Genomic DNA, 20,223 nt, shown 5'->3' with positions numbered 1-20,223 from the left:
CATAACAACGATGTGCAAGCACAGTATCCGGAGTGCAGATGGAAGTGAATCGTCCTGATGAGTCCGCGCCGCATGGGGAAGGCCCGCGCGGCTCATCGAAACGTTCCCGCTGGATCGCGGCCGGCGCGGCAGTCGTCGTGCTCGCGCTCGCGGCGCAAGGCATCTGGTCCCGCCACGACGCACACGCCGCGCTCGAACGCGACGCGCAGCATGCCGCGCAGTTGAGCGTCGAAGTCGTGAAGCCGCAGAAGTCGGCGGCGGCGCTCGATCTCGTGCTGCCCGGCAACGTGCAGGCGTTTCTCGACACGCCGATCTACGCGCGCACCAATGGCTATCTGAAGAAGTGGTATGTCGACATCGGCGCGCACGTGAAGGCCGGGCAGCTGCTAGCCGAGATCGACACGCCCGAGGTCGACGACCAGCTGAAGGCCGCGAGCGCCGATCTCGCGAACGCACAGGCCAACTACGCGCTCGCCAAAAGCACCGCCGACCGCTGGACGGAGATGCTGCGCAGCAACTCGGTGTCGAAGCAGGAAACCGACGAGAAGGTCGGCGACATGCTCGCGAAGAAAGGCACGCTCGACGCGGCACGCTTTAACGTCGCGCGCCTCGAGAAGACGCAATCGTTCCAGAAGGTCTATGCGCCGTTCGACGGCATCGTGACGGCACGCAACGTGGATGTCGGCGCGTTGATCGACGCAGGCAGCTCAGGTGGTCCCGCGAAGGAACTCTTCCATGTCGCGCAGGCGGACCGGCTGCGCGTCTATGTGAACGTGCCGCAGGCTTACGCGCAGGAAGTGAAGGCGCAGCAGACCGCGTATCTGACGCTCACGGAAACGCCGTCGAAGCACTATCCCGGCACCGTCGCGCGCACGGCCGGCGCCGTCGATATGCAGCAGCGCACGATGCTCGTCGAAGTCGACGTCGACAACCGCAACGGCGATCTGCTGCCGGGCGCGTATGCGCAGGTTCACTTTGCGCTGAAGTCGCAGGTCGCGGCGCCCTTCACCCTGCCCGGCAACGCGTTCCTGTTCCGCCCCGACGGCGTGAAGGTCGCCACCGTCGATGCACAGCAGCGCGTGAAGCTCGTGAAGGTCGCGCTCGGCACCGACTATGGCACGCGCGTCGCGGTCGCATCGGGACTGACGGGCGAAGAACAGGTGATCCTGAATCCGCAGGATTCGATCGTCGACGGTGCGGCGGTGCGTATCGTGCATCCGAAGGCGGGCAATGCCGCAGGGGCATCGGGCGCGTCCGGTACTTCGGCTTCGGCACAAAACGAACAGACGGCAAAGGCACCAGAGTGAGCACGCACCGCACGCGCCTTCGCTCAACCGCCGCAATGGCACTTGCGGCGTTTACCGGCGCGAGCCTGCTTGCCGCGTGCACGCTCGGCCCCGACTACAAGCGGCCCGCGACGCCGACGGCCGCGACGTACAAGGAACTCGAAGGCACAGGCTGGAAAGCGGCCGAGCCCGCCGACGCGCATATCCGCAGCGCCTGGTGGGAGGTCTATGACGACGCCGCGCTGAACGCGCTCGAACAGCAAGTGGCCGACGCGAACCAGAACGTGCAGGCCGCGCAGGCACGCTTTCGTGCGGCGCGCTCGCAGGTCGCGCAGTTCCGCTCGCAGTTCTTCCCAGTCGTCACCATGAGCGGCGGCTATTCGCGTGCGCGCTCGTCGGAGAACGTGAAGTTCAAGTCCACCGCCGGCAAGACGCTCGACGACTGGGTCGTCGGCGCCGATGCAACCTGGGAGCCCGACCTGTGGGGCCGTGTGTCGCGCAGCGTCGAAGGGGCGCGCGCGAATGCGCAGGCCAGCGCCGCCGATGCGCAAAGTGCGTTGCTGTCGATGCAGGCCGAGCTCGCGACGGACTACTTCGAACTGCGCGGCATCGACCGCGAGCGCCAGCTACTCGACGATACGATTGCCGCCTACAAGGAAGCCGTCGAACTCACGCAGAACCGCTACAAGGGCGGCATCGCCACCGACGGCGACGTCGCGCAGGCGCAGACACAACTGCGCACGACTCAGGCGCAGGCGATCGATCTCGGCGTGCAGCGCGCGCAGCTCGAACATGCAATCGCCATTCTGATCGGCCAGCCGCCTTCGACGTTCTCGTTGCCCGTCGCGCCGCTCGTCGCCGTGCCCGTGATCGCGCCCGTCGGCGTACCGTCGACGCTGCTCGAGCGACGGCCCGACATCGCTTCCGCCGAGCGGCATGTCGTCAATCTGAACGCGCAGATCGGCGTCGCGACGGCGGCCTTTTTTCCGAATCTGATCCTTTCGGTGACGGGCGGGCTGGAGGCGACCAACTTCAGTCAATGGCTGCTTGCGCCGAGCCGCTTCTGGTCGCTCGGACCGTCGCTCGCGGGCACCTTGCTCGACTTCGGCGGACGCGCCGCGCAAAAGGCCGAAGCGCAGGCGAGCTACGACGAAGGCGTCGCGCAGTATCGTCAAACGGTGCTCACGGCATTCGGTCAGGTCGAAGACAACATCGCGGCCTTGCGCGTGCTCGAACAGGAAGCACAGACGCAGGACGGCGCCGTCGAAGCCGCGCAGCGCTCGCTTGCGATCATGTCGAATCGATACAAGAACGGTGCGATCACGTATCTCGACGTGGTGGTCGCGCAAACGACGGCGCTCACCAACGAGCGCGAAGCCGTGTCGATCGCGCGCCGCCGGATGGCCGCAAGTGTCGCGCTTATCAAAGCACTGGGCGGCGGCTGGGACGTCACGTCGCTGCCCACCGACGAGCAGCTCACCCATCCCGACGAAGCCGGCCAGCCGGCAAGTGCGCCCGCCGCCACGCGTGGATAAGCGCTGAGAGAACACGCATCGCGGACTTCCCGGTCCGCGTCCTGCTGCAGAGTTCGACGACGCCCATGGCGCAATGGGCGTATCGTTGAGCCCTTGCGCGCCTGCTGGCGTCGCGCTTGTCGCTACTTCTTTCGCCACTTCTCATCGTTTCCGGGAGTTCTGTTGTGACCGCATCGTCGGACCCGAGTCGGCCCGCTGATTCTTCGTCTTTCGCCTCATCCTCTCCTTCCCCCGCCGGCACGCCGTATCTCGAGCGCGGCACGCGCGCCTACTGGCGCGCCAGTCTGGCGCTGCTGTTTGCCGGTTATGCAACGTTTTCGCTGCTTTACTGCGTGCAGCCGTTGTTGCCCGCGTTCTCCGCCTCGTTCGACGTCAGCCCGGCGCAAAGCAGCCTGTCGCTGTCGCTGACGACGGCTGCGCTCGCGCTCGCGGTGTTTGTCGCGGGCTTCGTCTCGGAAGGATGGAGCCGCCATCGGCTGATGACGGCTTCGCTCACCGTCTCTTCGCTGCTCACGCTCGCGGTCGCGTTCACGCAGCAATGGCACGCGCTGCTGTTGCTGCGCGCGCTCGAAGGGCTTGCGCTCGGCGGCGTGCCCGCCGTCGCGATGGCGTATCTCGCCGAGGAAGTGCATCCCGAGGGCCTCGGACTCGCGATGGGTCTTTATGTCGGCGGCACGGCCATCGGCGGCATGGCGGGACGCGTGATCACGGGCGTCGTCGCGGATCTGTTCTCGTGGCGCGTCGCGATCGGCACGATCGGCGTGCTCGGCATTCTGTCGATGCTCGCGTTCCGCTCGCTGCTGCCACCGTCGCGCCATTTCGTGCCGCGCCGCGGACTCGGCTTTGCACATCATCAAAGCGCGCTCGCGAAGCATTTCCGCCGGCCCGGTTTGCCGCTGCTGTTCCTGATGGGCTTCGTGCTGATGGGCAGCTTCGTCACGCTGTACAACTACATCGGCTACCGGCTGCTTGCGCCACCGTTCGGGCTGAGCCAGACGGCCATCGGCGGCATTTTCGTCGTGTATCTGACGGGCGTGGTCGCGTCGCCGTGGTCGGGGCGGATGGCCGACACGTTCGGACGCGGACGCGTGCTGACGGGCAGCATCGTCATCATGTTATGCGGTTTGCTACTCACGACGACGCAGTCGCTTGCGCTGATCGCTTGCGGCATCGCCTGCGTGACATTTGGCTTCTTTGCTGGACACGCGGTGGCGAGCGGTTGGGTCGGACGGATCGCGAAGGAAGCGAAAGGCCAGGCGGCCGCACTGTATTTGCTCGCGTATTACCTCGGTTCGAGCATCGTCGGCTCGTACGGCGGGCGCGTGTGGGCGGCTTACGCGTGGACGGGCGTCGCGGCGCTCGTCGGGGCGTTGCTGCTGATCGGCATACTCGCGTCGACGCGTTTGAGGGCTCGCGAGCGCCTCGGCGCGGCCTAACGTCACTCCTGCAACGCGCGCAACTTTCGCCGACGTTTCGACCGATAAAACGCATATTCAGAAAGGTCGGCGTAAGCGGACGCGCGCGCGGCGCGAGATTCCTCACGCCGATGTGCGTACCGTGCAAAGCCTTGTCCCGCTTCGCTTTTCCTCACGAGGGACAGAAGCGTGTGTGCGTTGCAGCTAACCAAACGCGTCCGTACGGTCTCCTATACTGGTTTCAGGCGCGCCGCATGCAGTCGCGTCAAACGACTACACACAGGAGACGGGCATGCACTACTTCACGATCGGTGATTTCATTCTGGTCATTCCGATGGCGCTGGCCGGGGCACTCTTCCTCGGCGCGCTTCCGTGCAAAACCGAGTTCAGGCACAACACGCTGCGGGTATTGGGCGCGCTGCTTGGGGTCGTGTTTGCGGTCGTGCTGGTAGAGGGGTTGCCCGCGCTCGTTTAGCGAAGCGACGTTTCATCGTGCTTACGCCAGCGCAAACCAGCCCGGCAGTTTCTGCCGGGCTATTTTTTCGACTCGCTCAGCGAGTTCGAGCAGATAGGTAGCAGTTGCGCTCGATGGGGGTGGCGCGAGACTCTTATAAAGCTTGTCGTTACGGGTTTGGCTCGCGTGCGTAATTTCCGATCTATCGTCGAGGTCGAGGTCGAGAAAGCCGTACATCAGCGATAACGCTTGCGTTCGATGTCCTTCCCTGTTGCCCGGCGCGAGACCGTGCACGTAAAGCACGCCGACAGCGATGGCGTGAAGTGCTTCATAAGCGAGCGTGTACCGCGCGATGGGCGCCATCTCGAGCTTTGCGGCCTGGATATACGATGCGACGTTCTTGCGAAACTGGATGGCGTGCACGTCTTCATAGGCGGTCTCGCGGATATAACTTGCTTTGAGCGCATCAGAGAGTGCTTTAGTCGGCAGAAGCGGCAATATTGAGTTCAATCTTTGGACCCTCATCAATTGCGCGGACCACCGGGTCTGAGATTCGTAGCTCCTCCCACTCGGTTGCCGGATAAACGTTCACGTGAATCTCCCTGCCAAGCTTGGACCCGGCCGCCTCCAGCGCACGCGTCGCCTTGCCGAGCCGGACGTCGCCAACAAGCATCACGTCGACATCGCTGTCCGGTTTGTCCGTTCCCTTCGCGAGCGAGCCGAAGATAAAGGCGCGGTCCACCTGATTCCGCAGTTCGACGAGCGCAGCCTCGATGGGCTCCCGGATTCCGAAGCTCTTGATAGCGATCTGGCGCAACTCCGGATAGAGCGGATGCGCGGCATTCGCCGTGTATCGCGTCGTGCGATGTTCCGTGTCGAGCAAGAGCACCTGCGCCTCGACCAGCGACTTGATAAAAGCCTGCGTCGAGCTACGGCCACCTTCCACGAGATCGAAGATATCGCTGATGGCGAAGCTGCGCGCGGGATTCAGCAAGAAGGCGCCGAGGATTCGCTGTTGCTTCGGTGTGAGAAGAAAATCGGCAAGCATGGGTGACTTTTTAGCCCGCACCGTGACAACCGGAACCAGGTAAATTTGTACCGAAGTCAGGTAATATTGTACCTAATATAGGTACTCGTCAAGCAGCTGTCCACGACGGAGGTCAAGAAAAAACCCCGTGGACTTTCGCCAAGGGGCTTCGCGCTGGCGTAGGGAACAGGCCTATCCGTCGGCATATTCCAATGCTGGCGGTGTCGCGGCACTGCCAGTTCCGGGCCGCATCAAATGTGCTGATCCGTCGACGGCTTCTCCCACAGGTTCACGCCGCCTTCCGTCGCATGGCGGTCGATCTCCGCAAGTTCTTCCGCCGTGAACGACAGGTTCTTCAGCGCCGCGACGTTCTCGCGGACCTGCTCCGCCTTGCTCGCGCCGATCAGCGCCGACGTCACGCGCGGATCGCGCAGCGTCCACGCGAGCGCCATCTGCGCAAGGCTTTGACCGCGGCGCTGCGCGATGTCGTTGAGCTTGCGCACGCGGTCGATGTTCTGCTCGCTCAGATGCTCCTGCTTCAGCGAACCGCCGCCCGCCTTGTTGACGCGCGCGTCTTGCGGCACGCCATTCAGATACTTGCCCGTCAGCAGACCTTGCGCGAGCGGTGTGAAGGCGATCGCGCCCGAACCCGTTTGCTCCAGCGCGCCGAGCAGATCGTGTTCGATCCAGCGGTTCAGCATGTTGTACGCGGGCTGATGAATCAGCAGCGGCACCTTGTATTCGGCGAGCAGCTTCGCCATTTCGAGCGTCTTCTGCGCGGAGTACGACGAGATGCCGATATACAGCGCCTTGCCCTGCTGCACGGCGCTCGCGAGCGCGCCTGCGGTTTCTTCGAGCGGCGTGTCGACATCGAAACGGTGCGAATAGAAGATGTCGACGTAGTCGAGACCCATGCGCTGCAGGCTCTGGTCGAGACTCGCCAGCACGTATTTGCGCGAGCCGCCGCCCTGGCCGTACGGGCCGGGCCACATGTCCCAACCTGCCTTCGACGAAATCAGCAGTTCGTCGCGGTACGGCCTGAAGTCGTCCTTGAAGATGCGGCCGAAGTTCGTTTCCGCGCTGCCGTACGGCGGGCCATAGTTGTTCGCGAGGTCGAAGTGCGTGATGCCGAGATCGAACGACGTGCGCAGGATGTCGCGCTGCGTCGAGATCGGCGTGGTGTCGCCGAAGTTGTGCCACAGGCCGAGCGACAACGCCGGCAGTTTGAGACCCGACTTGCCGCAAACGCGGTACTGCATGTCCGAATAGCGTGCTGAAGCTGCTTCGTAAGCCATGGATAGTGTCCTTGTCGAGAACAGAAGTGGAGCGGCGATGCCGTCGTGCATCGCTCGAGTGAAGCGTTGTTGTTGTACTGAGGTGCCGCCGTGATGCCGCGTACGGATGACGCGTTACCGGTATCACGCGAAGGGTCTATTGCGCCGCTGTCCGGCACGCAGATTGCGAACCGCCAGCGACCGCCCAACACGCTATGTTAGCCAATCGCCGCGTGGGCTGCAGACGCCCACACTGCGGGACGCGAGCATGGACTCGAAGGCGTCGATCACCTAGACTCTCCGCCACTGTTATCCATCGATGAGGAAGTGTTCATGACCAAAGCGATCTCGCTCGCATTGATCGTCGGCGGCGTCGTGCTGCTGTACTTCGGCGGCCAGTCGTTTCATTCGTTCAGCAACGACGTGTCGCGTGTCTTCACGGGCTCGCCGACCAACAAGACCATCTTCCTGATCGCGGGCGGGATCGTCGCGACACTCGCAGGCCTGATCGGACTCGCGTCGAACAGGCGCTGACTGGCCGTATGCCATATCGGGCTCGACTTGCGAGCCCGACTCGCGGCTCAGAACGCCACTTCAGGCTTGGACGCGGAGCGCGAGCCCGGCAGCGGCACATTGCTCGCGCCGTGATAGGTGTACACCAGCGAGAACTTCACCTGATCCGACAGATTCTTGCCCGCCGAATGCAGCGTGTTGCAGTGGAAGAAGACCACGTCCCCCGCTTTCAGAGCGGGCGACACCGCTTTCTGGATCAGCGCGGCGTTCTCGGGCACGTCTGAGCGGAAAAACTTCGCTTCGTCGAAGCGGTCCGACGTGAACGCCGAGGCATGCGAGCCCGGTACGAACCAGAGCGCGCCGTTGTCGACGGTTTCGTCTCCGAGCGCGAGCCACACCGACACCAGATCGTCTCGCTCGAACGACCAGTAACGCACATCGCGATGCCAGCCCGTCAGGCTGCCGTACGCTGGATGCTTGGTCATCATGCAGTTGTGATGCGCGCGCGACAGGCGCGGCTCTTCGCCGAAATACAGTTCCATCCAGCCGCGAATTTCCGGCGCCGTCGCCCATTCAGCAAAGCGCGGATGACGCGCGTAAGCGTCCAGCAGTCGACGCACGGTATGCCCGCCGGGCGCTTCTTTCGACTCCGGCGCGCCCGGATAGCGCAGATCCGCTTCGAATTCGACGGGATCCGCGGCGACCTGCAACTGCTGGCGCGCGATCTGTTTCATCTCCTCGCAGCGCTCGGGCCTGATGAGATCCGGCACCACGACAAAACCCTGCTCGCGCAGCACCTGAATCTGCTCTTTCTTCGAATGGACTGACATGGACGTTCCGTTCAGCTAGCGTTCGTTCGACAACCGGTTCCCATTGTAAAACGGGCACGATCGGATCGGCGCCCGGTCATGTGCCCCAACGCAAGCAACGTGCAATCGTGACGGGCGCAACTGCACGCCGGCTGGGCAGCCGTGCACGCTCGTCGAGCGCAAAGGGCGCGATCGTGCGGGCTTTGTCCTCGTAAAAACCCCTATCCCTCTGGACTTTCGACGGTCATCAATCACGTGTAGCCTTGCGTCCATGTCGATTGCAACACACGCTACTTCGCCGTCGACACGGCCATCCGCAGCCGCTGTCGTCTCATTCCGTCTTTCCTCAGGCTATTGCGTCCCCCTCGCTGGCATGGATGGTGCGTCGTTTCGCGCACCCTTCGTCGCTTGCCACGCGGCCCACGCTGCCTGATCCACCACGCCATGCACAGTCCATTGAGCACTCGACTCACCCGCGCGTTCAACGCCGCGCGTCCCGCACGCCGCCATGTGGTGCGTGCCCTCCGTCATCATTCCGCGCGCACACGCGCGCTCGCCGAGCAACTGCGCGACGCGAAGCCCGTCGACAGCGTGCGCTTCTGGTTCCGCACGTTCTTCAGCGCGCTGCGCGTTCAAGCGGCGCCGCGCCTGTCGCTGCGCACGCTGCTGCGCAAGCCCGCGCCCGTGCGAATGCTGGGCGTCTCGCCACGCGCCGCGAAGCCCACCAGTGTGCCGCATGCAACGAGCCGGCGGCCGCGCCGCCTGTCGGCGGCCAGCGAAGGCTGGTTCGCGTTCGCGCGCTGAGCACTCGCCCGTTCGCAGGAATCTTGCCGAAGCCTTAGCGGACGCTCGATAGCGCCCGCTAAGGCTTCGCGTGCGTGCACAATGCCGCACATCACGCGCACCAGAAAAAACGCCCCGCATGCGTCCGCATGCAGGGCGTTTCATTTTGCAGTGCCGAGACCGGCGCCGCGCGGCATTTGGCCGCGCGGATGGCTCACACCTTCGTTCAGGCGAGAGCGGCAACCGGCTCCGTGCCAGCCGCTTCGGCCAGCACGAGCGCCTTGTCGGTCGCTTCCCACGAGAATTCCGGCTCTTCGCGGCCGAAGTGACCATAGGCAGCCGTCTTTTCGTACACAGGGCGCAGCAGGTCGAGCATCTGAATGATGCCCTTCGGACGCAGGTCGAAGTGTTCCTGCACCAGACGCGTGATCGTTGCATCCGACACGCGGCCCGTGCCGAACGTATTGACCATCACAGACGTCGGCTGTGCAACGCCGATTGCGTACGACACCTGGATCAGCGCGCGCGATGCGAGGCCCGCTGCGACGATGTTCTTCGCAACATAACGGCCGGCGTAGGCTGCCGAGCGGTCGACCTTCGACGGATCCTTGCCCGAGAATGCGCCGCCGCCGTGCGGAGCCGCGCCGCCGTACGTATCGACGATGATCTTGCGGCCCGTCAGACCGCAATCGCCCTGCGGGCCGCCGATCACGAACCGGCCGGTCGGGTTCACGAGGAACTTGATGTCGCCCTTGATCAGTTCGGCGGGCAGCGTCGGCTTGATGATCTCTTCGATCACGGCTTCGCGCAGTTGCGCGAGGTCGATATCCGGTGAGTGCTGCGTGGACAGCACGACGGTGTCGATCGAGTGCGGCTTGCCGTCGACGTAGCGAACCGTGACCTGCGATTTCGCGTCCGGACGCAGCCAGGGCAGACGGCCGTCGCGGCGCAGGTTCGCCTGGCGCTCGACGAGGCGGTGCGACAGGTGGATCGGCAGCGGCATCAGTTCGGGCGTTTCGTCGCATGCGTAGCCGAACATCAGGCCCTGGTCGCCGGCGCCCTGGTCGAGGTTATTGTCGTGCGCGCGGTCGACGCCTTGCGCGATGTCCGGCGACTGCTTGTCGTACGCGACGAGCACCGCGCAGCCGCGGTAGTCGATGCCGTAATCGGTGTTGTCGTAGCCGATGCGCTTGATGGTTTCCCGCGCGACCTGGATGTAGTCGACGTTTGCCGTCGTGGTGATTTCACCCGCCAGCACGACGAGACCCGTGTTGCACAGCGTTTCAGCCGCAACGCGCGAGTATTTGTCCTGGGCGAGGATCGCGTCGAGAATAGCGTCCGAGATCTGGTCTGCGACCTTGTCCGGATGGCCTTCGGAGACGGATTCAGAGGTAAAGAGGTAGTCGTTAGCCACGTTACAGGCTCCTTGTTGGTTACGGTTGAGTTTCACGTAGCCTGCTTCGAGCCTGAAGCGGCGACGCTTTAGCGGAATTCCTTACCGCCGGGCGACTATCTGAAAGATAGCCATCCGTCGGCTTCGCCCCGCAAGTTGTCTATTAACTCGGCGAAGCCCTTATTATAGCGACTTCTTTCATTTGTCACAGAGTGCCTGCGCGTGCGGTATATCGTCTATTTCGCCGTTTTTCTTTACCCAGCGTGGTCTCGCGCACATAGCGGAGCCATCGCATGCTGAGCCGTCTGGGCGTCACGCTCGCCATCGGGCTGCTCAAGCTGTTTGCGTTGCTGCCGTATGGCTTCGTCGCGCGTCTGGGCGACGGCCTCGGCTGGCTGCTGTATCAGATTCCGAGCCGCCGCCGCCGCATCGTCCATATCAACCTGAAGCTGTGCTTCCCTGAATGGAGCGACGAGCGTCGCGAAGAAGTCGCGCAGAAGCACTTCCGGCATGCCATCCGCAGCTATCTGGAGCGCAGCGTGCAGTGGTTCGGCTCGGCGGAGAAGCTGGAAAAGCTGATCCAGCTCGACAGCGAGATCGATCTCACCGATCCGAACCTGCCCCCCACGCTGTTTCTGGGCTTTCACTTCGTCGGCATCGAGGCCGGTTCGATCTTCCTCAACTATTCGTTGAAGCGTCCGTGCGGCTCGCTGTATCAGCCGATGTCGAACCCGCAGCTCGAGGACGTCGCGAAAGCGCAGCGCGGCCGTTTCGATGCCGAAATGGCCAGCCGCGCCGACAGCGCGCGGATCGTGTTGCGCTGGCTGCGCGAGCGCAAGCCGGTGATGCTCGGCGCCGATATGGACTACGGCATGCGCAATTCGACCTTCGTGCCGTTCTTCGGCGTGCCGACGTGTACGCTGACGGCCGTCGGACGCCTCGCGAAAGTCGGGCGCGCGCAGGTGGTGCCGTTCATCGGCGAAGTGCTGCCGAACTACAAGGGCTACCGGCTGCGGGTCTTCAAGCCGTGGGACAACTACCCGACGGGCGACGACGACGCCGACGCGCGCCGCATGAACGAGTTTCTCGAAGAGCAGATTCCGCAGATTCCCGAGCAGTACTACTGGGTGCACAAGCGCTTCAAGACGCGCCCGCCCGGCGACCCGAGCTTTTACTGAGGCGCGCCATCGCACGACGGGCAAGACGGTCGGCCAGTCACTTACAATAGCGGCATGAAACTGAAATTCACCAAAATGCACGGCGCGGGCAACGACTTCGTCGTGCTCGACGGCTACACGCAACCGCTCAACCTGACGGAAGCTCAGGTGCGCGCGCTCGCGAACCGACATTTCGGCGTCGGCGCGGACCAGTTGCTGGTGGTCGAAAAACCGACCGTCGATGGCGTCGATTTCAGATATCGCATCTTCAATTGCGACGGCGGCGAGGTCGAGCATTGCGGCAACGGCGCGCGCTGCTTCGTCAAGTTCGTGCGCGACACGTGCCTCACCGACAAGCGCAGCGTCCGCGTGCAGGTCCAGAAAGGCGTGATCACGCTGACCATGCAGGACAACGGCGAGGTCGTCGTCGACATGGGCGCGCCCGTATTCGAGCCGGCTCAGGTGCCGTTCGACCCAAGCAGCCTCGACGCGCGCGGCGAAGGCAACGACACGCTCTATCCGCTCGATGTCAACGGCTCGACGCGCTGGGTTTCCGTCGTATCGATGGGCAATCCGCACGCGGTGCAGGTGGTGGACGACGTCGAGGCGTTTCCCGTGCTCGTCGACGGGCCCGTCATCGAGAACCACCCGCGCTTTCCGCAGCGGGTCAATGCGGGCTTCATGCAGATCGTCGGACGCAGCGAGGTGAAACTGCGCGTCTACGAACGCGGCGCCGGCGAAACGCTCGCGTGCGGCACGGGCGCATGCGCGGCCGTGGCGGCAGGCATTCGCCGCGGACTGCTGGATGCCCCCGTCAAGGTGCACACGCACGGCGGCACACTGACCATCACGTGGGACGGCGCGCCCTCGTCGTCCTTGATGATGGCGGGCCCGGCCGCGACCGTGTTCGAAGGCGAAATCGAACTGGCCGACTGAATTTCTCACCGTTGCGCGGAGGCTGAACCGCGTGGCGCAGCAGCACGACCGACAGCAAAGAAGCGCGCAACCTTTAAGCTGAAACCATGAACGATCGCGAAGTCGCCGACTACCTGCTAGCCAACCCCGAATTCTTCGCCGAGCACGCCGAACTGCTCGCTTCCGTTCGACTCGCGAACCCGCACGGCAAAGCCGCCGTGTCGCTGCAGGAACGCCAGATGGACATGCTGCGCGAGAAGAACAAGCATCTGGAGCGGCGCCTCGCCGAACTGCTGCGCTACGGACACGAAAACGACAGCATCGCGTCGAAGTTCGGCCGCTGGACGACGCGCGTGATGGCCGAGCGCGATCCGGGCGCGCTGCCGCGCACGATCTCGACGGGCCTGCGCGACGTGTTCGACGTGCCGCAGGCGGCGCTGCGCGTGTGGGACGTGTCCGAACCGTACTCGCAAGCTGACTTCACGCGCCACGTCGGCGAGGAAGTGCGCATCTTCGCGAATAGCCTGGCCACCCCGTACTGCGGCGCGAACACGGGTTTCGAGGCGGCGCAATGGCTGACGCCCGCCGTATCCGCCGTTGCCGGCGAGGCTGCGGGTTCTGCCGAAGGCGCGGCTGCAAACGGCACGGAATCGATTGCGCTGATCGCGCTACGCGACCCTGAAGCATCGGACGACGCCTCGGCGTTCGGCCTGCTCGTGATGGGTTCGCCCGATGCGCGCCGCTTCCACGACGGCATGGCCACCGACTTCCTCACGCAGATCGGCGCGCTCGCGAGCGCTGCGCTGAGCCGTCTGCTGCCGCGCTGAGCGCCCTCACGTGACACCCGCCGACCCGATCGCCACCTATCTGTCGAGCCTCGAGCACGAACGGCGGCTGTCGGCGCATACGCTGCGCGGCTACACGCACGAACTCGACGAGCTGAAAACGCTCGCGAATGGGCGCGCGCTCGAAAGCCTCACCGCCACCGACATCCGCGGCGCCGTCTTGCGCGCGCATGCGGGCGGGCTGTCGGCGCGCTCGATTGGGCACCGGCTGTCCGCGTGGCGGGCGTTTTACCGCTGGCTCGCCGAGCGCGTCGAACTGCCCGCAAACCCTGTCGCAACGGTCCGCGCACCGAAACGCGCGAAGGCATTGCCGAAAGCGCTATCCGTCGACGACACGCACAAGCTGATGGAATCGCCCGCGATGGCCACGGCCGAAGGGCTGCGCGATCACGCGATGCTCGAGCTGTTCTATTCGTCGGGCCTGCGCCTGTCCGAACTGGTCGGTCTCGACGTGCATTACACCGATGTCGACGGTTATCGGTCGCAAGGCTGGCTGAAGCTCGACGAAGCCGAAGTGGAAGTGCTCGGCAAAGGCGAACGGCGGCGCGTGGTGCCCGTCGGGAACAAGGCGCTCGAAGCCTTGCGCGCCTGGCTTGCCGTACGCGGCGAACTGGTGAAGCACGATCCGCATCCGCTGTTCGTGTCGGTACGCGGCAACCGGATGCCGCCGAACGCGGTGCGCGACCGCGTAAAGCGCGCGGCGCTCACGGCGGGCATTCCCGCGAATGTGCATCCGCACGTGCTGCGCCATTCGTTCGCGTCGCACGTGCTGCAATCGAGCGGCGACCTGCGCGCGGTGCAAGAATTGCTCGGCCACTCCAGCATCGCCGCGACCCAGGTCTACACCAGCCTCGATTTCCAGCACCTCGCGCGAATCTACGATCAGGCGCATCCGCGCGCCAAAAAACGCGACTGACGCCGCCCGACGTATGTCGGGCGGCCGGTCATCCGGCTTTGCCGCTTCGGGCGGCGCATTGTTCTGCTGAAATCCTCACGAAGTCATGAATACCGTTACGCTCAAACCGTCGAAAGAGAAATCGCTGCTGCGCCGCCATCCGTGGGTCTACGCGAACGCGATCGAGCGCGTCGACGGCAAGCCGGCCGCCGGCGCCACTGTGCTCGTGCGCGCGCACGACGGACGCTTTCTCGCACGCGCCGCGTATAGCCCGCACTCGCAGATCCGCGCGCGCGTCTGGAGCTTCGACGAAAGCGAGCCCGTCGATCACGCGTTCTTCAAGCGCCGCGTACAGCGCGCGCTCGAGCATCGTCAAACGATGGTGCACGACACGGGCGCGACGCGTTTGATCTTCGGCGAGGCCGACGGCCTGCCGGGACTGATCGTCGATTACTACATCCAGGACGACGCGTCGAAGCGCGGCCAGATCGTCTGCCAGTTCATGGCGGCGGGCGTCGAGGCATGGAAGGACGCGATCGTTCAGGCGCTGATCGGCGCAACGGGTTGCCCGAACGTCTACGAGCGCTCGGACGTGTCGATCCGCGAAAAGGAAGGGCTGGACCAGACGGTCGGCGTGCTCGCCGGCGACGCGCCGCCCGAGACGCTGATCGCGAGCGAAAACGGCGTGCGCTATCACGTCGACGTGCGCAACGGCCACAAGACGGGCTTCTATGTCGACCAGCGCGACAACCGCGCGCTGGTGCAGGAGCTGTCGAAAGACCGCGACGTGCTGAACTGTTTCTGCTACACGGGCGGCTTCTCGCTCGCGGCGCTCAAGGGCGGCGCGAAGCGCGTGGTGTCGATCGATTCGTCCGGCGAAGCGCTGGCGCTCGCGCAGCAGAACGTCACCGCCAACGGCTTCGACGCGGCGCGGGCGACGTGGCTCGACGCCGACGCGTTCAAGACGCTGCGGCGCCTGTACGACGAAGGCGAGCGCTTCGACCTGATCGTGCTAGATCCGCCGAAGTTCGCGCCGTCGCGCGAGCACGTGGACCGCGCCGCGCGCGCGTACAAGGACATCAATCTCACGGGCCTCAAGCTGCTGCGGCCGGGCGGCCTGCTCTTCACGTACTCGTGCTCGGGCGCGATCGATGCTGAGCTGTTTCAGAAGATCGTCGCCGGCGCGGCCGCCGACGCGCGGGTCGATGCGCGCATTCTCAGGCGCCTCGGCGCGGGCGTCGATCATCCGTTACTGACGGCGTTCCCCGAAGGCGAATATCTGAAAGGCCTATTGTTGCAAATCGCGTGATCGCCCATAGTTAGGCGTTATTTCCCTGGCATCGGCGGGGCATTGACCGCCCGGCAGCGGCGTCCGCGCAGTTATGCTTCAATATTCTGCTGAATTCCTGCGGTTCGGACCTTGCACGCAGCGCGCGGTTCGCACCCCAGATCGACGAACACAAGGCGACTCCACATGGCGAACAACATGATTCCCGTCACTATCCTGACCGGCTTTCTCGGCAGCGGCAAAACCACGCTGCTCAAGCGCATCCTGAACGAGAAGCACGGTATGAAGATCGCCGTGATCGAAAACGAGTTCGGCGAAGAGAACATCGACAACGACATCCTCGTGCAGGACACGGGCGAGCAGATCATCCAGATGAGCAACGGCTGCATCTGCTGCACGATTCGCGGCGACCTCGCGCGCGTGCTCGGCGACCTCGCCGCGCAAAAGCAGGAAGGCAAGCTCGATTTCGACCGCGTCGTGATCGAAACGACGGGTCTGGCCAACCCCGGCCCCGTCGCGCAGACGTTCTTCATGGATAACCAGATCGCCGACGAATTCCTGCTCGATGCGATCATCACGCTCGTCGATGCGAAGCACGGCAACCATCAGCTGGACGAGCACGAAGTCGTTCAGCGCCAGGTCGGCTTTGCGGACCGTCTGTTCGTCACGAAGTCCGATCTCGTCGACGAAGCGGTGCTCGGCGACCTGCGCCACCGTCTGCTGCACATGAACCCGAAGGCGCAGATTCGCGTCGTCAATTTCGGCGAAGCGGACATCAAGGAAATCTTCGATCTGCGCGGCTTCAACCTGAACGCGAAGCTGGAAATCGACCCGGACTTCCTCGCCGAAGACGAGCACGATCACGCGCACCACGACCATGATCATGACCACGATCACGCGAACTGCGATCACGATCATGGTCAATGCGATCATGAAGGCCACGATCACGGTCATCATCACCATCATCACGCGCACCACGACGACAAGATCAAGTCGTTCGTTTTCCGCAGCGACCGACCGTTCGATCCGAACAAGCTCGAAGACTTCCTTGGCGGCATTCTGCAGATCTATGGCGAGCGCCTGCTGCGCTACAAGGGCGTGCTGTACATGAAGGGCGTCGATCGCAAGGTCGTCTTCCAGGGCGTGCACCAGATGATGGGCAGCGATCTCGCCGCCAAGTGGCAACCCATCGAGAAAAAGACGAACAAGATGGTGTTCATCGGCATCGAACTGCCGCAAGACCTGATTACCGACGGTCTTGAAGCCTGCCTCGTCTGATTCGTTATCTGTTCATTCGTGTAATTTCCGGGCGGGCGTTTCGGCGCCCTGCCCGGGCTGCCGTTTTCCCGCTTTCACACGGCAAAAAGACCTCAAAAGCACAAACGCGGCAATTTAACAGTCCGTTTGCGGTCAAAGCACGTGAAAACCCTGTTGTGAGAATACGTGTCTGACCATCGCTTTTTAGTGAACAGCGCGTTATATTTTCACGATAAGTGGAGTTTGCGGCAGGGATTTCCCTCGCTTGCTGATTCGTATTGTGATTCAGTTACAATACGGCCCCGCTGGAGAAAGAGAACGAATTGCCCGGTTTAAAGCGCGAAGTCGCGTTTGCAGCCGTGCCGGGCCGAAAACGGCGCCGGAAAATCTCATCCGGGGACATCGCCGATAGCCGGCCTGCACTGCCCGGCTCATAACGCGCTGCCGGGAAGCATTGCCTCAGGAGCATGGGAAGAATCGGTTTCCAGAGGAGTTCGGCCCCGCAACGGCGCTTCGGCGTCACGACAGCCCACCGTCCGTGTTCGCCGGCGCTCATTTGAGCGTCATCGAGGCGCCTTTGCGGGCAACACGAAAGTGCGGGCAATGATTTGCCTCACATTGAAGAAGCAAGCCAGATGACGACGAAACGACTCTTGACCGAAGCCGAAATCCTGAAGATGAGCGACAAGGATTACATGAATGAGGATCAGCTCGCTTTCTTCAAGAACCGGCTCGAGCAGCTGCAGGCGGACATCCTCCGCAATGCCGGCCAGACGACCGAGAACCTCCGCGAAACCGTGATCGTGCCGGACCCGGCCGACCGCGCGACGATCGAGGAAGAGCATGCGCTGGAACTGCGCACGCGCGACCGCGAACGCAAGCTGCTGAAGAAGGTGCAGCAGTCCATCGCGCGCATCGAATCGGGCGAGTACGGCTGGTGCGAAGAAACGGGCGAGCCGATCGGCATTCCCCGCCTGCTTGCGCGCCCGACCGCAACCCTGTCGCTCGAAGCACAGGAACGCCGCGAACTGCGCCAGAAGCTGTTCGGCGACTGATCGACGGGCGGCGCGGTTTTCGGGGTCCGCGCCCCAGATACGCTTCGTCAGAGGCGCACGGTGATTCGTGCGCCTCTTTTTCTTTTGAGCCGGGGCATTTAACTGTTCACGCGTCCATATCGACCCCGACGATCGGTAAATGCGCATTGCATATACCAAGCCGCGCGCTGAACCGTCAGCACGTTTTACCGTCGGAATCACGCCGCTCGCCCGTCCGCGCCTTTTCTCGCGCTCATTCGACTTCGGCTCTTGATAAGTCCGCGCCCGCCCTAAAATAATCCCGACATGCGTTGCACGCGCGCGCGGCACCCGGCGTCGCGCGCCGTCCGCTCTTGGATTCCGTGGATGCGCAATGGCGCTTCCGCGTCCTCCCTTGCTTTACAAAAGGAACGCATATGGAGCAATTTCACGGCACGACGATCGTCTCCGTGCGCCGCGGCGACAAGGTCGCGCTCGGCGGCGACGGCCAGGTCACGCTGGGCAACATCGTCATGAAAGGCGGCGCGAAGAAGGTCCGGCGCATCTACAACAACAAGGTGCTGGTCGGCTTCGCCGGCGGTACGGCCGACGCGTTCTCGCTGCTCGACCGCTTCGAAGCCAAGCTCGAAAAACATCAGGGCAATCTCACGCGCGCCGCAGTCGAACTCGCGAAAGACTGGCGCACCGACCGCATGCTGCGCCGTCTCGAAGCAATGCTGATCACGGCCGACGCCACCACCACGCTCGTCATCACAGGCAACGGCGACGTGCTCGATCCCGAAGGCGGCATCTGCGCGATCGGTTCGGGTGGCGCATACGCGCAGGCGGCGGCCAAGGCGCTCGCCGACAACACGGATCTTTCGCCACGCGAGATCGTCGAAAAGTCGCTGGAGATTGCCGGCGACATGTGTATCTACACGAACCACAACCGCGTCATCGAGACGATCGAGTAAGGACACACGATGAGCACCATGACTCCCGCCGAGATCGTCTCGGAACTCGACAAGCACATCATTGGCCAGAATCGCGCGAAGAAGGCCGTCGCCGTCGCGCTGCGCAATCGCTGGCGCCGTCAGCAGGTCGACGAGCCGCTTCGTCAGGAAATCACGCCGAAGAACATTCTGATGATCGGGCCGACGGGCGTCGGCAAGACGGAGATCGCACGGCGTCTCGCCAAGCTCGCCGACGCGCCGTTCATCAAGATCGAAGCGACCAAGTTCACGGAAGTCGGTTATGTGGGCCGTGATGTGGACAGCATCGTGCGCGACCTGATCGAAATCTCGGTCAAGCAGACGCGCGAAACCGAAATGCGCAAGGTTCGCACGAAGGCCGAAGACCTCGCCGAGGACCGTATTCTCGACATTCTGCTGCCGGGCGCGCGCACGGTCGGCTTCGGCTCGGGCACCAGCGAAGCGAGCGGCGACGAGTCGAACACGACGCGTCAGACGTTCCGCAAACGTCTGCGCGAAGGCGCGCTCGACGATAAAGAGATCGAGCTCGACATCGAAATGCAGCAGCCGACGATGGACATCATGGGCCCGCCGGGCATGGAAGACATGACCGAGCAGATCCGCTCGATGTTCGCGAACCTCGGCGGCGGCAAGAAGACTCGCCGCAAGGTGAAGGTGAAAGAGGCGCTCAAGCTGCTCACCGACGAAGAAGCCGGGAAGATGCTGAACGACGAAGAGGTCAAGACGAAGGCCGTGCAGAACGTCGAGCAGAACGGCATCGTGTTCCTCGACGAGATCGACAAGATTGCGTCGCGCAGCGAAGCAGGCGGCGGCGAAGTGTCGCGTCAGGGCGTGCAGCGCGACCTGCTGCCGCTCGTCGAAGGCACGACGATCAACACGAAGTACGGGATGGTGAAGACCGATCACATCCTGTTCATCGCGAGCGGCGCGTTCCATCTGGCGAAGCCGAGCGATCTGATTCCCGAGCTGCAAGGGCGCTTCCCGATTCGCGTCGAACTCGATTCGCTGTCGGTGAAGGACTTCGAATCGATTCTCGTCGCCACCGACGCCAGCCTCGTCAAGCAATACCAGGCGCTGCTCGCAACGGAAGATGTGCACCTCGAATTCGCCGACGACGGCATCCGCCGCCTCGCGGAAATCGCGTTCTCGGTGAACGAGAAGACGGAAAACATCGGCGCGCGCCGCCTCTATACGGTGATCGAGAAGCTGCTCGAAGAAGTGTCGTTCTCGGCGGGTAACCACACCGGCAAGAGCGTGCAGATCGACGCGGCGTATGTCGACCGCGCGCTGAACGAGGTGGCGCAGGACGAGGATCTTTCGCGCTACGTGCTGTAACGCGCACCTGACCGGCCAAATGACAAGGGCGGCGCTC

General features: G+C 63.6%; 20 protein-coding genes. 15 read left to right on the top strand and 5 right to left on the bottom strand.

Features of this window, described 5'->3' with window-relative positions; translation table 11 throughout:
* The first annotated feature begins 38 nt into the window (after positions 1 to 38).
* The 4 genes from G3N95_RS08730 (at position 39) to G3N95_RS08715 (ending at position 4,711) form a co-directional block, all read left to right on the top strand.
* Positions 39 to 1,307 (top strand): efflux RND transporter periplasmic adaptor subunit, encoded by a 1,269-nt coding sequence (locus tag G3N95_RS08730; RefSeq protein WP_205969582.1) that lies wholly within the window; start codon positions 39 to 41, stop codon positions 1,305 to 1,307.
* Between the two features lie 35 nt (positions 1,308 to 1,342).
* Complete coding sequence (locus G3N95_RS08725) at positions 1,343 to 2,821, top strand: efflux transporter outer membrane subunit (RefSeq protein ID WP_241018312.1); 1,479 nt, start codon at positions 1,343 to 1,345, stop codon at positions 2,819 to 2,821.
* Positions 2,822 to 2,985: 164 nt separating this feature from the next.
* Complete coding sequence (locus G3N95_RS08720) at positions 2,986 to 4,257, top strand: MFS transporter (RefSeq protein ID WP_205969580.1); 1,272 nt, start codon at positions 2,986 to 2,988, stop codon at positions 4,255 to 4,257.
* 271 nt (positions 4,258 to 4,528) lie between these two features.
* The gene (locus G3N95_RS08715) at positions 4,529 to 4,711 is read left to right on the top strand and encodes a hypothetical protein (RefSeq protein WP_007582094.1); all 183 of its coding nucleotides are present in this window, start codon (positions 4,529 to 4,531) and stop codon (positions 4,709 to 4,711) included.
* A gap of 21 nt (positions 4,712 to 4,732) precedes the next feature.
* On the opposite strand, the gene G3N95_RS08710 is transcribed toward G3N95_RS08715, so the two are convergent.
* The 3 genes from G3N95_RS08710 to mgrA all read right to left on the bottom strand — a co-directional run bounded on the left by G3N95_RS08710 (position 4,733) and on the right by mgrA (position 7,012).
* Positions 4,733 to 5,188: a hypothetical protein gene (locus G3N95_RS08710; RefSeq protein WP_205969579.1), complete on the bottom strand. Its 456-nt coding sequence runs from the start codon at positions 5,186 to 5,188 to the stop codon at positions 4,733 to 4,735.
* Positions 5,169 to 5,738 (bottom strand): nucleotidyltransferase domain-containing protein, encoded by a 570-nt coding sequence (locus tag G3N95_RS08705; protein WP_205969578.1) that lies wholly within the window; start codon positions 5,736 to 5,738, stop codon positions 5,169 to 5,171. The genes G3N95_RS08710 and G3N95_RS08705 overlap by 20 nt, the downstream gene beginning before the upstream one ends.
* 230 nt (positions 5,739 to 5,968) lie before the next feature.
* A complete protein-coding gene (gene mgrA / locus G3N95_RS08700) occupies positions 5,969 to 7,012 on the bottom strand; it encodes an L-glyceraldehyde 3-phosphate reductase (RefSeq protein WP_205969577.1) in 1,044 nt (347 codons plus the stop codon).
* Positions 7,013 to 7,324: 312 nt separating this feature from the next.
* On the opposite strand from mgrA, the gene G3N95_RS08695 reads away from it, so the two are divergent.
* Positions 7,325 to 7,525: a DUF3185 family protein gene (locus G3N95_RS08695; RefSeq protein ID WP_205969576.1), complete on the top strand. Its 201-nt coding sequence runs from the start codon at positions 7,325 to 7,327 to the stop codon at positions 7,523 to 7,525.
* 47 nt (positions 7,526 to 7,572) lie between these two features.
* Here the strand turns inward: G3N95_RS08695 and G3N95_RS08690 are convergent, their stop codons facing one another.
* On the bottom strand, positions 7,573 to 8,334 hold the full coding sequence (locus tag G3N95_RS08690) for a phytanoyl-CoA dioxygenase family protein (protein ID WP_205969575.1): 762 nt from the start codon (positions 8,332 to 8,334) through the stop codon (positions 7,573 to 7,575).
* 423 nt (positions 8,335 to 8,757) lie between these two features.
* Here G3N95_RS08690 and G3N95_RS08685 point away from each other — a divergent pair, with 423 nt between their 5' ends.
* Positions 8,758 to 9,117 (top strand): hypothetical protein, encoded by a 360-nt coding sequence (locus tag G3N95_RS08685; RefSeq protein WP_205969574.1) that lies wholly within the window; start codon positions 8,758 to 8,760, stop codon positions 9,115 to 9,117.
* 205 nt (positions 9,118 to 9,322) lie between these two features.
* Here G3N95_RS08685 and metK read toward each other — a convergent pair whose 3' ends face one another.
* Positions 9,323 to 10,510 (bottom strand): methionine adenosyltransferase, encoded by a 1,188-nt coding sequence (metK, locus tag G3N95_RS08680; protein ID WP_205969573.1) that lies wholly within the window; start codon positions 10,508 to 10,510, stop codon positions 9,323 to 9,325.
* A 272-nt stretch (positions 10,511 to 10,782) separates the two neighbouring features.
* Between metK and G3N95_RS08675 the strand changes: the two genes are divergently transcribed.
* The 9 genes from G3N95_RS08675 to hslU all read left to right on the top strand — a co-directional run bounded on the left by G3N95_RS08675 (position 10,783) and on the right by hslU (position 20,186).
* Positions 10,783 to 11,667, top strand: coding sequence for a lipid A biosynthesis lauroyl acyltransferase (locus G3N95_RS08675; RefSeq protein WP_205969572.1), 885 nt, complete (start codon positions 10,783 to 10,785; stop codon positions 11,665 to 11,667).
* 54 nt (positions 11,668 to 11,721) lie between these two features.
* Positions 11,722 to 12,582 (top strand): diaminopimelate epimerase, encoded by an 861-nt coding sequence (gene dapF / locus G3N95_RS08670; protein WP_205969571.1) that lies wholly within the window; start codon positions 11,722 to 11,724, stop codon positions 12,580 to 12,582.
* Positions 12,583 to 12,668: 86 nt separating this feature from the next.
* Positions 12,669 to 13,388: a DUF484 family protein gene (locus G3N95_RS08665; RefSeq protein ID WP_205969570.1), complete on the top strand. Its 720-nt coding sequence runs from the start codon at positions 12,669 to 12,671 to the stop codon at positions 13,386 to 13,388.
* A 10-nt stretch (positions 13,389 to 13,398) separates the two neighbouring features.
* Positions 13,399 to 14,322, top strand: a complete 924-nt coding sequence (gene xerC, locus G3N95_RS08660; protein ID WP_205969569.1) for a tyrosine recombinase XerC — start codon at positions 13,399 to 13,401, stop codon at positions 14,320 to 14,322.
* Between the two features lie 85 nt (positions 14,323 to 14,407).
* The gene (locus G3N95_RS08655; protein WP_205969568.1) at positions 14,408 to 15,610 is read left to right on the top strand and encodes a class I SAM-dependent rRNA methyltransferase; all 1,203 of its coding nucleotides are present in this window, start codon (positions 14,408 to 14,410) and stop codon (positions 15,608 to 15,610) included.
* 177 nt (positions 15,611 to 15,787) lie between these two features.
* Positions 15,788 to 16,867, top strand: coding sequence for a GTP-binding protein (locus tag G3N95_RS08650; RefSeq protein WP_205969628.1), 1,080 nt, complete (start codon positions 15,788 to 15,790; stop codon positions 16,865 to 16,867).
* Positions 16,868 to 17,481: 614 nt separating this feature from the next.
* Positions 17,482 to 17,901 carry an RNA polymerase-binding protein DksA gene (gene dksA, locus G3N95_RS08645; protein WP_012399496.1) on the top strand — a complete coding sequence of 140 codons (420 nt, stop codon included), beginning with the start codon at positions 17,482 to 17,484 and terminating at the stop codon, positions 17,899 to 17,901.
* 395 nt (positions 17,902 to 18,296) lie between these two features.
* Entirely contained in the window at positions 18,297 to 18,833 is a 537-nt protein-coding gene (gene hslV / locus G3N95_RS08640) for an ATP-dependent protease subunit HslV (protein WP_012399495.1), read from the top strand.
* A 9-nt stretch (positions 18,834 to 18,842) separates the two neighbouring features.
* On the top strand, positions 18,843 to 20,186 hold the full coding sequence (gene hslU / locus G3N95_RS08635) for an ATP-dependent protease ATPase subunit HslU (RefSeq protein WP_205969567.1): 1,344 nt from the start codon (positions 18,843 to 18,845) through the stop codon (positions 20,184 to 20,186).
* Positions 20,187 to 20,223: the final 37 nt, after the last annotated feature.

It is taken from the genome of Paraburkholderia sp. Tr-20389, from assembly GCF_017104565.1.
Lineage (GTDB): Bacteria > Pseudomonadota > Gammaproteobacteria > Burkholderiales > Burkholderiaceae > Paraburkholderia.
The sequence above is the reverse complement of the archived record's forward strand: the minus strand, read 5'-3'. Positions and strand labels throughout refer to the sequence as shown.

Bases quoted from the DNA above. Each gene is read 5' to 3' on its own strand.
- G3N95_RS08730 (WP_205969582.1), top strand. From the start codon at position 39: ATGGAAGTGAATCGTCCTGATGAGTCCGCGCCGCATGGGGAAGGCCCG.
- G3N95_RS08725 (WP_241018312.1), top strand. From the start codon at position 1,343: ATGGCACTTGCGGCGTTTACCGGCGCGAGCCTGCTTGCCGCGTGCACG.
- G3N95_RS08715 (WP_007582094.1), top strand. From the start codon at position 4,529: ATGCACTACTTCACGATCGGTGATTTCATTCTGGTCATTCCGATGGCG.
- G3N95_RS08705 (WP_205969578.1), bottom strand. From the start codon at position 5,738: ATGCTTGCCGATTTTCTTCTCACACCGAAGCAACAGCGAATCCTCGGC.
- mgrA (WP_205969577.1), bottom strand. From the start codon at position 7,012: ATGGCTTACGAAGCAGCTTCAGCACGCTATTCGGACATGCAGTACCGC.
- G3N95_RS08695 (WP_205969576.1), top strand. From the start codon at position 7,325: ATGACCAAAGCGATCTCGCTCGCATTGATCGTCGGCGGCGTCGTGCTG.
- G3N95_RS08690 (WP_205969575.1), bottom strand. From the start codon at position 8,334: ATGTCAGTCCATTCGAAGAAAGAGCAGATTCAGGTGCTGCGCGAGCAG.
- G3N95_RS08685 (WP_205969574.1), top strand. From the start codon at position 8,758: ATGCACAGTCCATTGAGCACTCGACTCACCCGCGCGTTCAACGCCGCG.
- G3N95_RS08675 (WP_205969572.1), top strand. From the start codon at position 10,783: ATGCTGAGCCGTCTGGGCGTCACGCTCGCCATCGGGCTGCTCAAGCTG.
- dapF (WP_205969571.1), top strand. From the start codon at position 11,722: ATGAAACTGAAATTCACCAAAATGCACGGCGCGGGCAACGACTTCGTC.
- G3N95_RS08665 (WP_205969570.1), top strand. From the start codon at position 12,669: ATGAACGATCGCGAAGTCGCCGACTACCTGCTAGCCAACCCCGAATTC.
- G3N95_RS08655 (WP_205969568.1), top strand. From the start codon at position 14,408: ATGAATACCGTTACGCTCAAACCGTCGAAAGAGAAATCGCTGCTGCGC.
- G3N95_RS08650 (WP_205969628.1), top strand. From the start codon at position 15,788: ATGATTCCCGTCACTATCCTGACCGGCTTTCTCGGCAGCGGCAAAACC.
- dksA (WP_012399496.1), top strand. From the start codon at position 17,482: ATGACGACGAAACGACTCTTGACCGAAGCCGAAATCCTGAAGATGAGC.
- hslV (WP_012399495.1), top strand. From the start codon at position 18,297: ATGGAGCAATTTCACGGCACGACGATCGTCTCCGTGCGCCGCGGCGAC.
- hslU (WP_205969567.1), top strand. From the start codon at position 18,843: ATGAGCACCATGACTCCCGCCGAGATCGTCTCGGAACTCGACAAGCAC.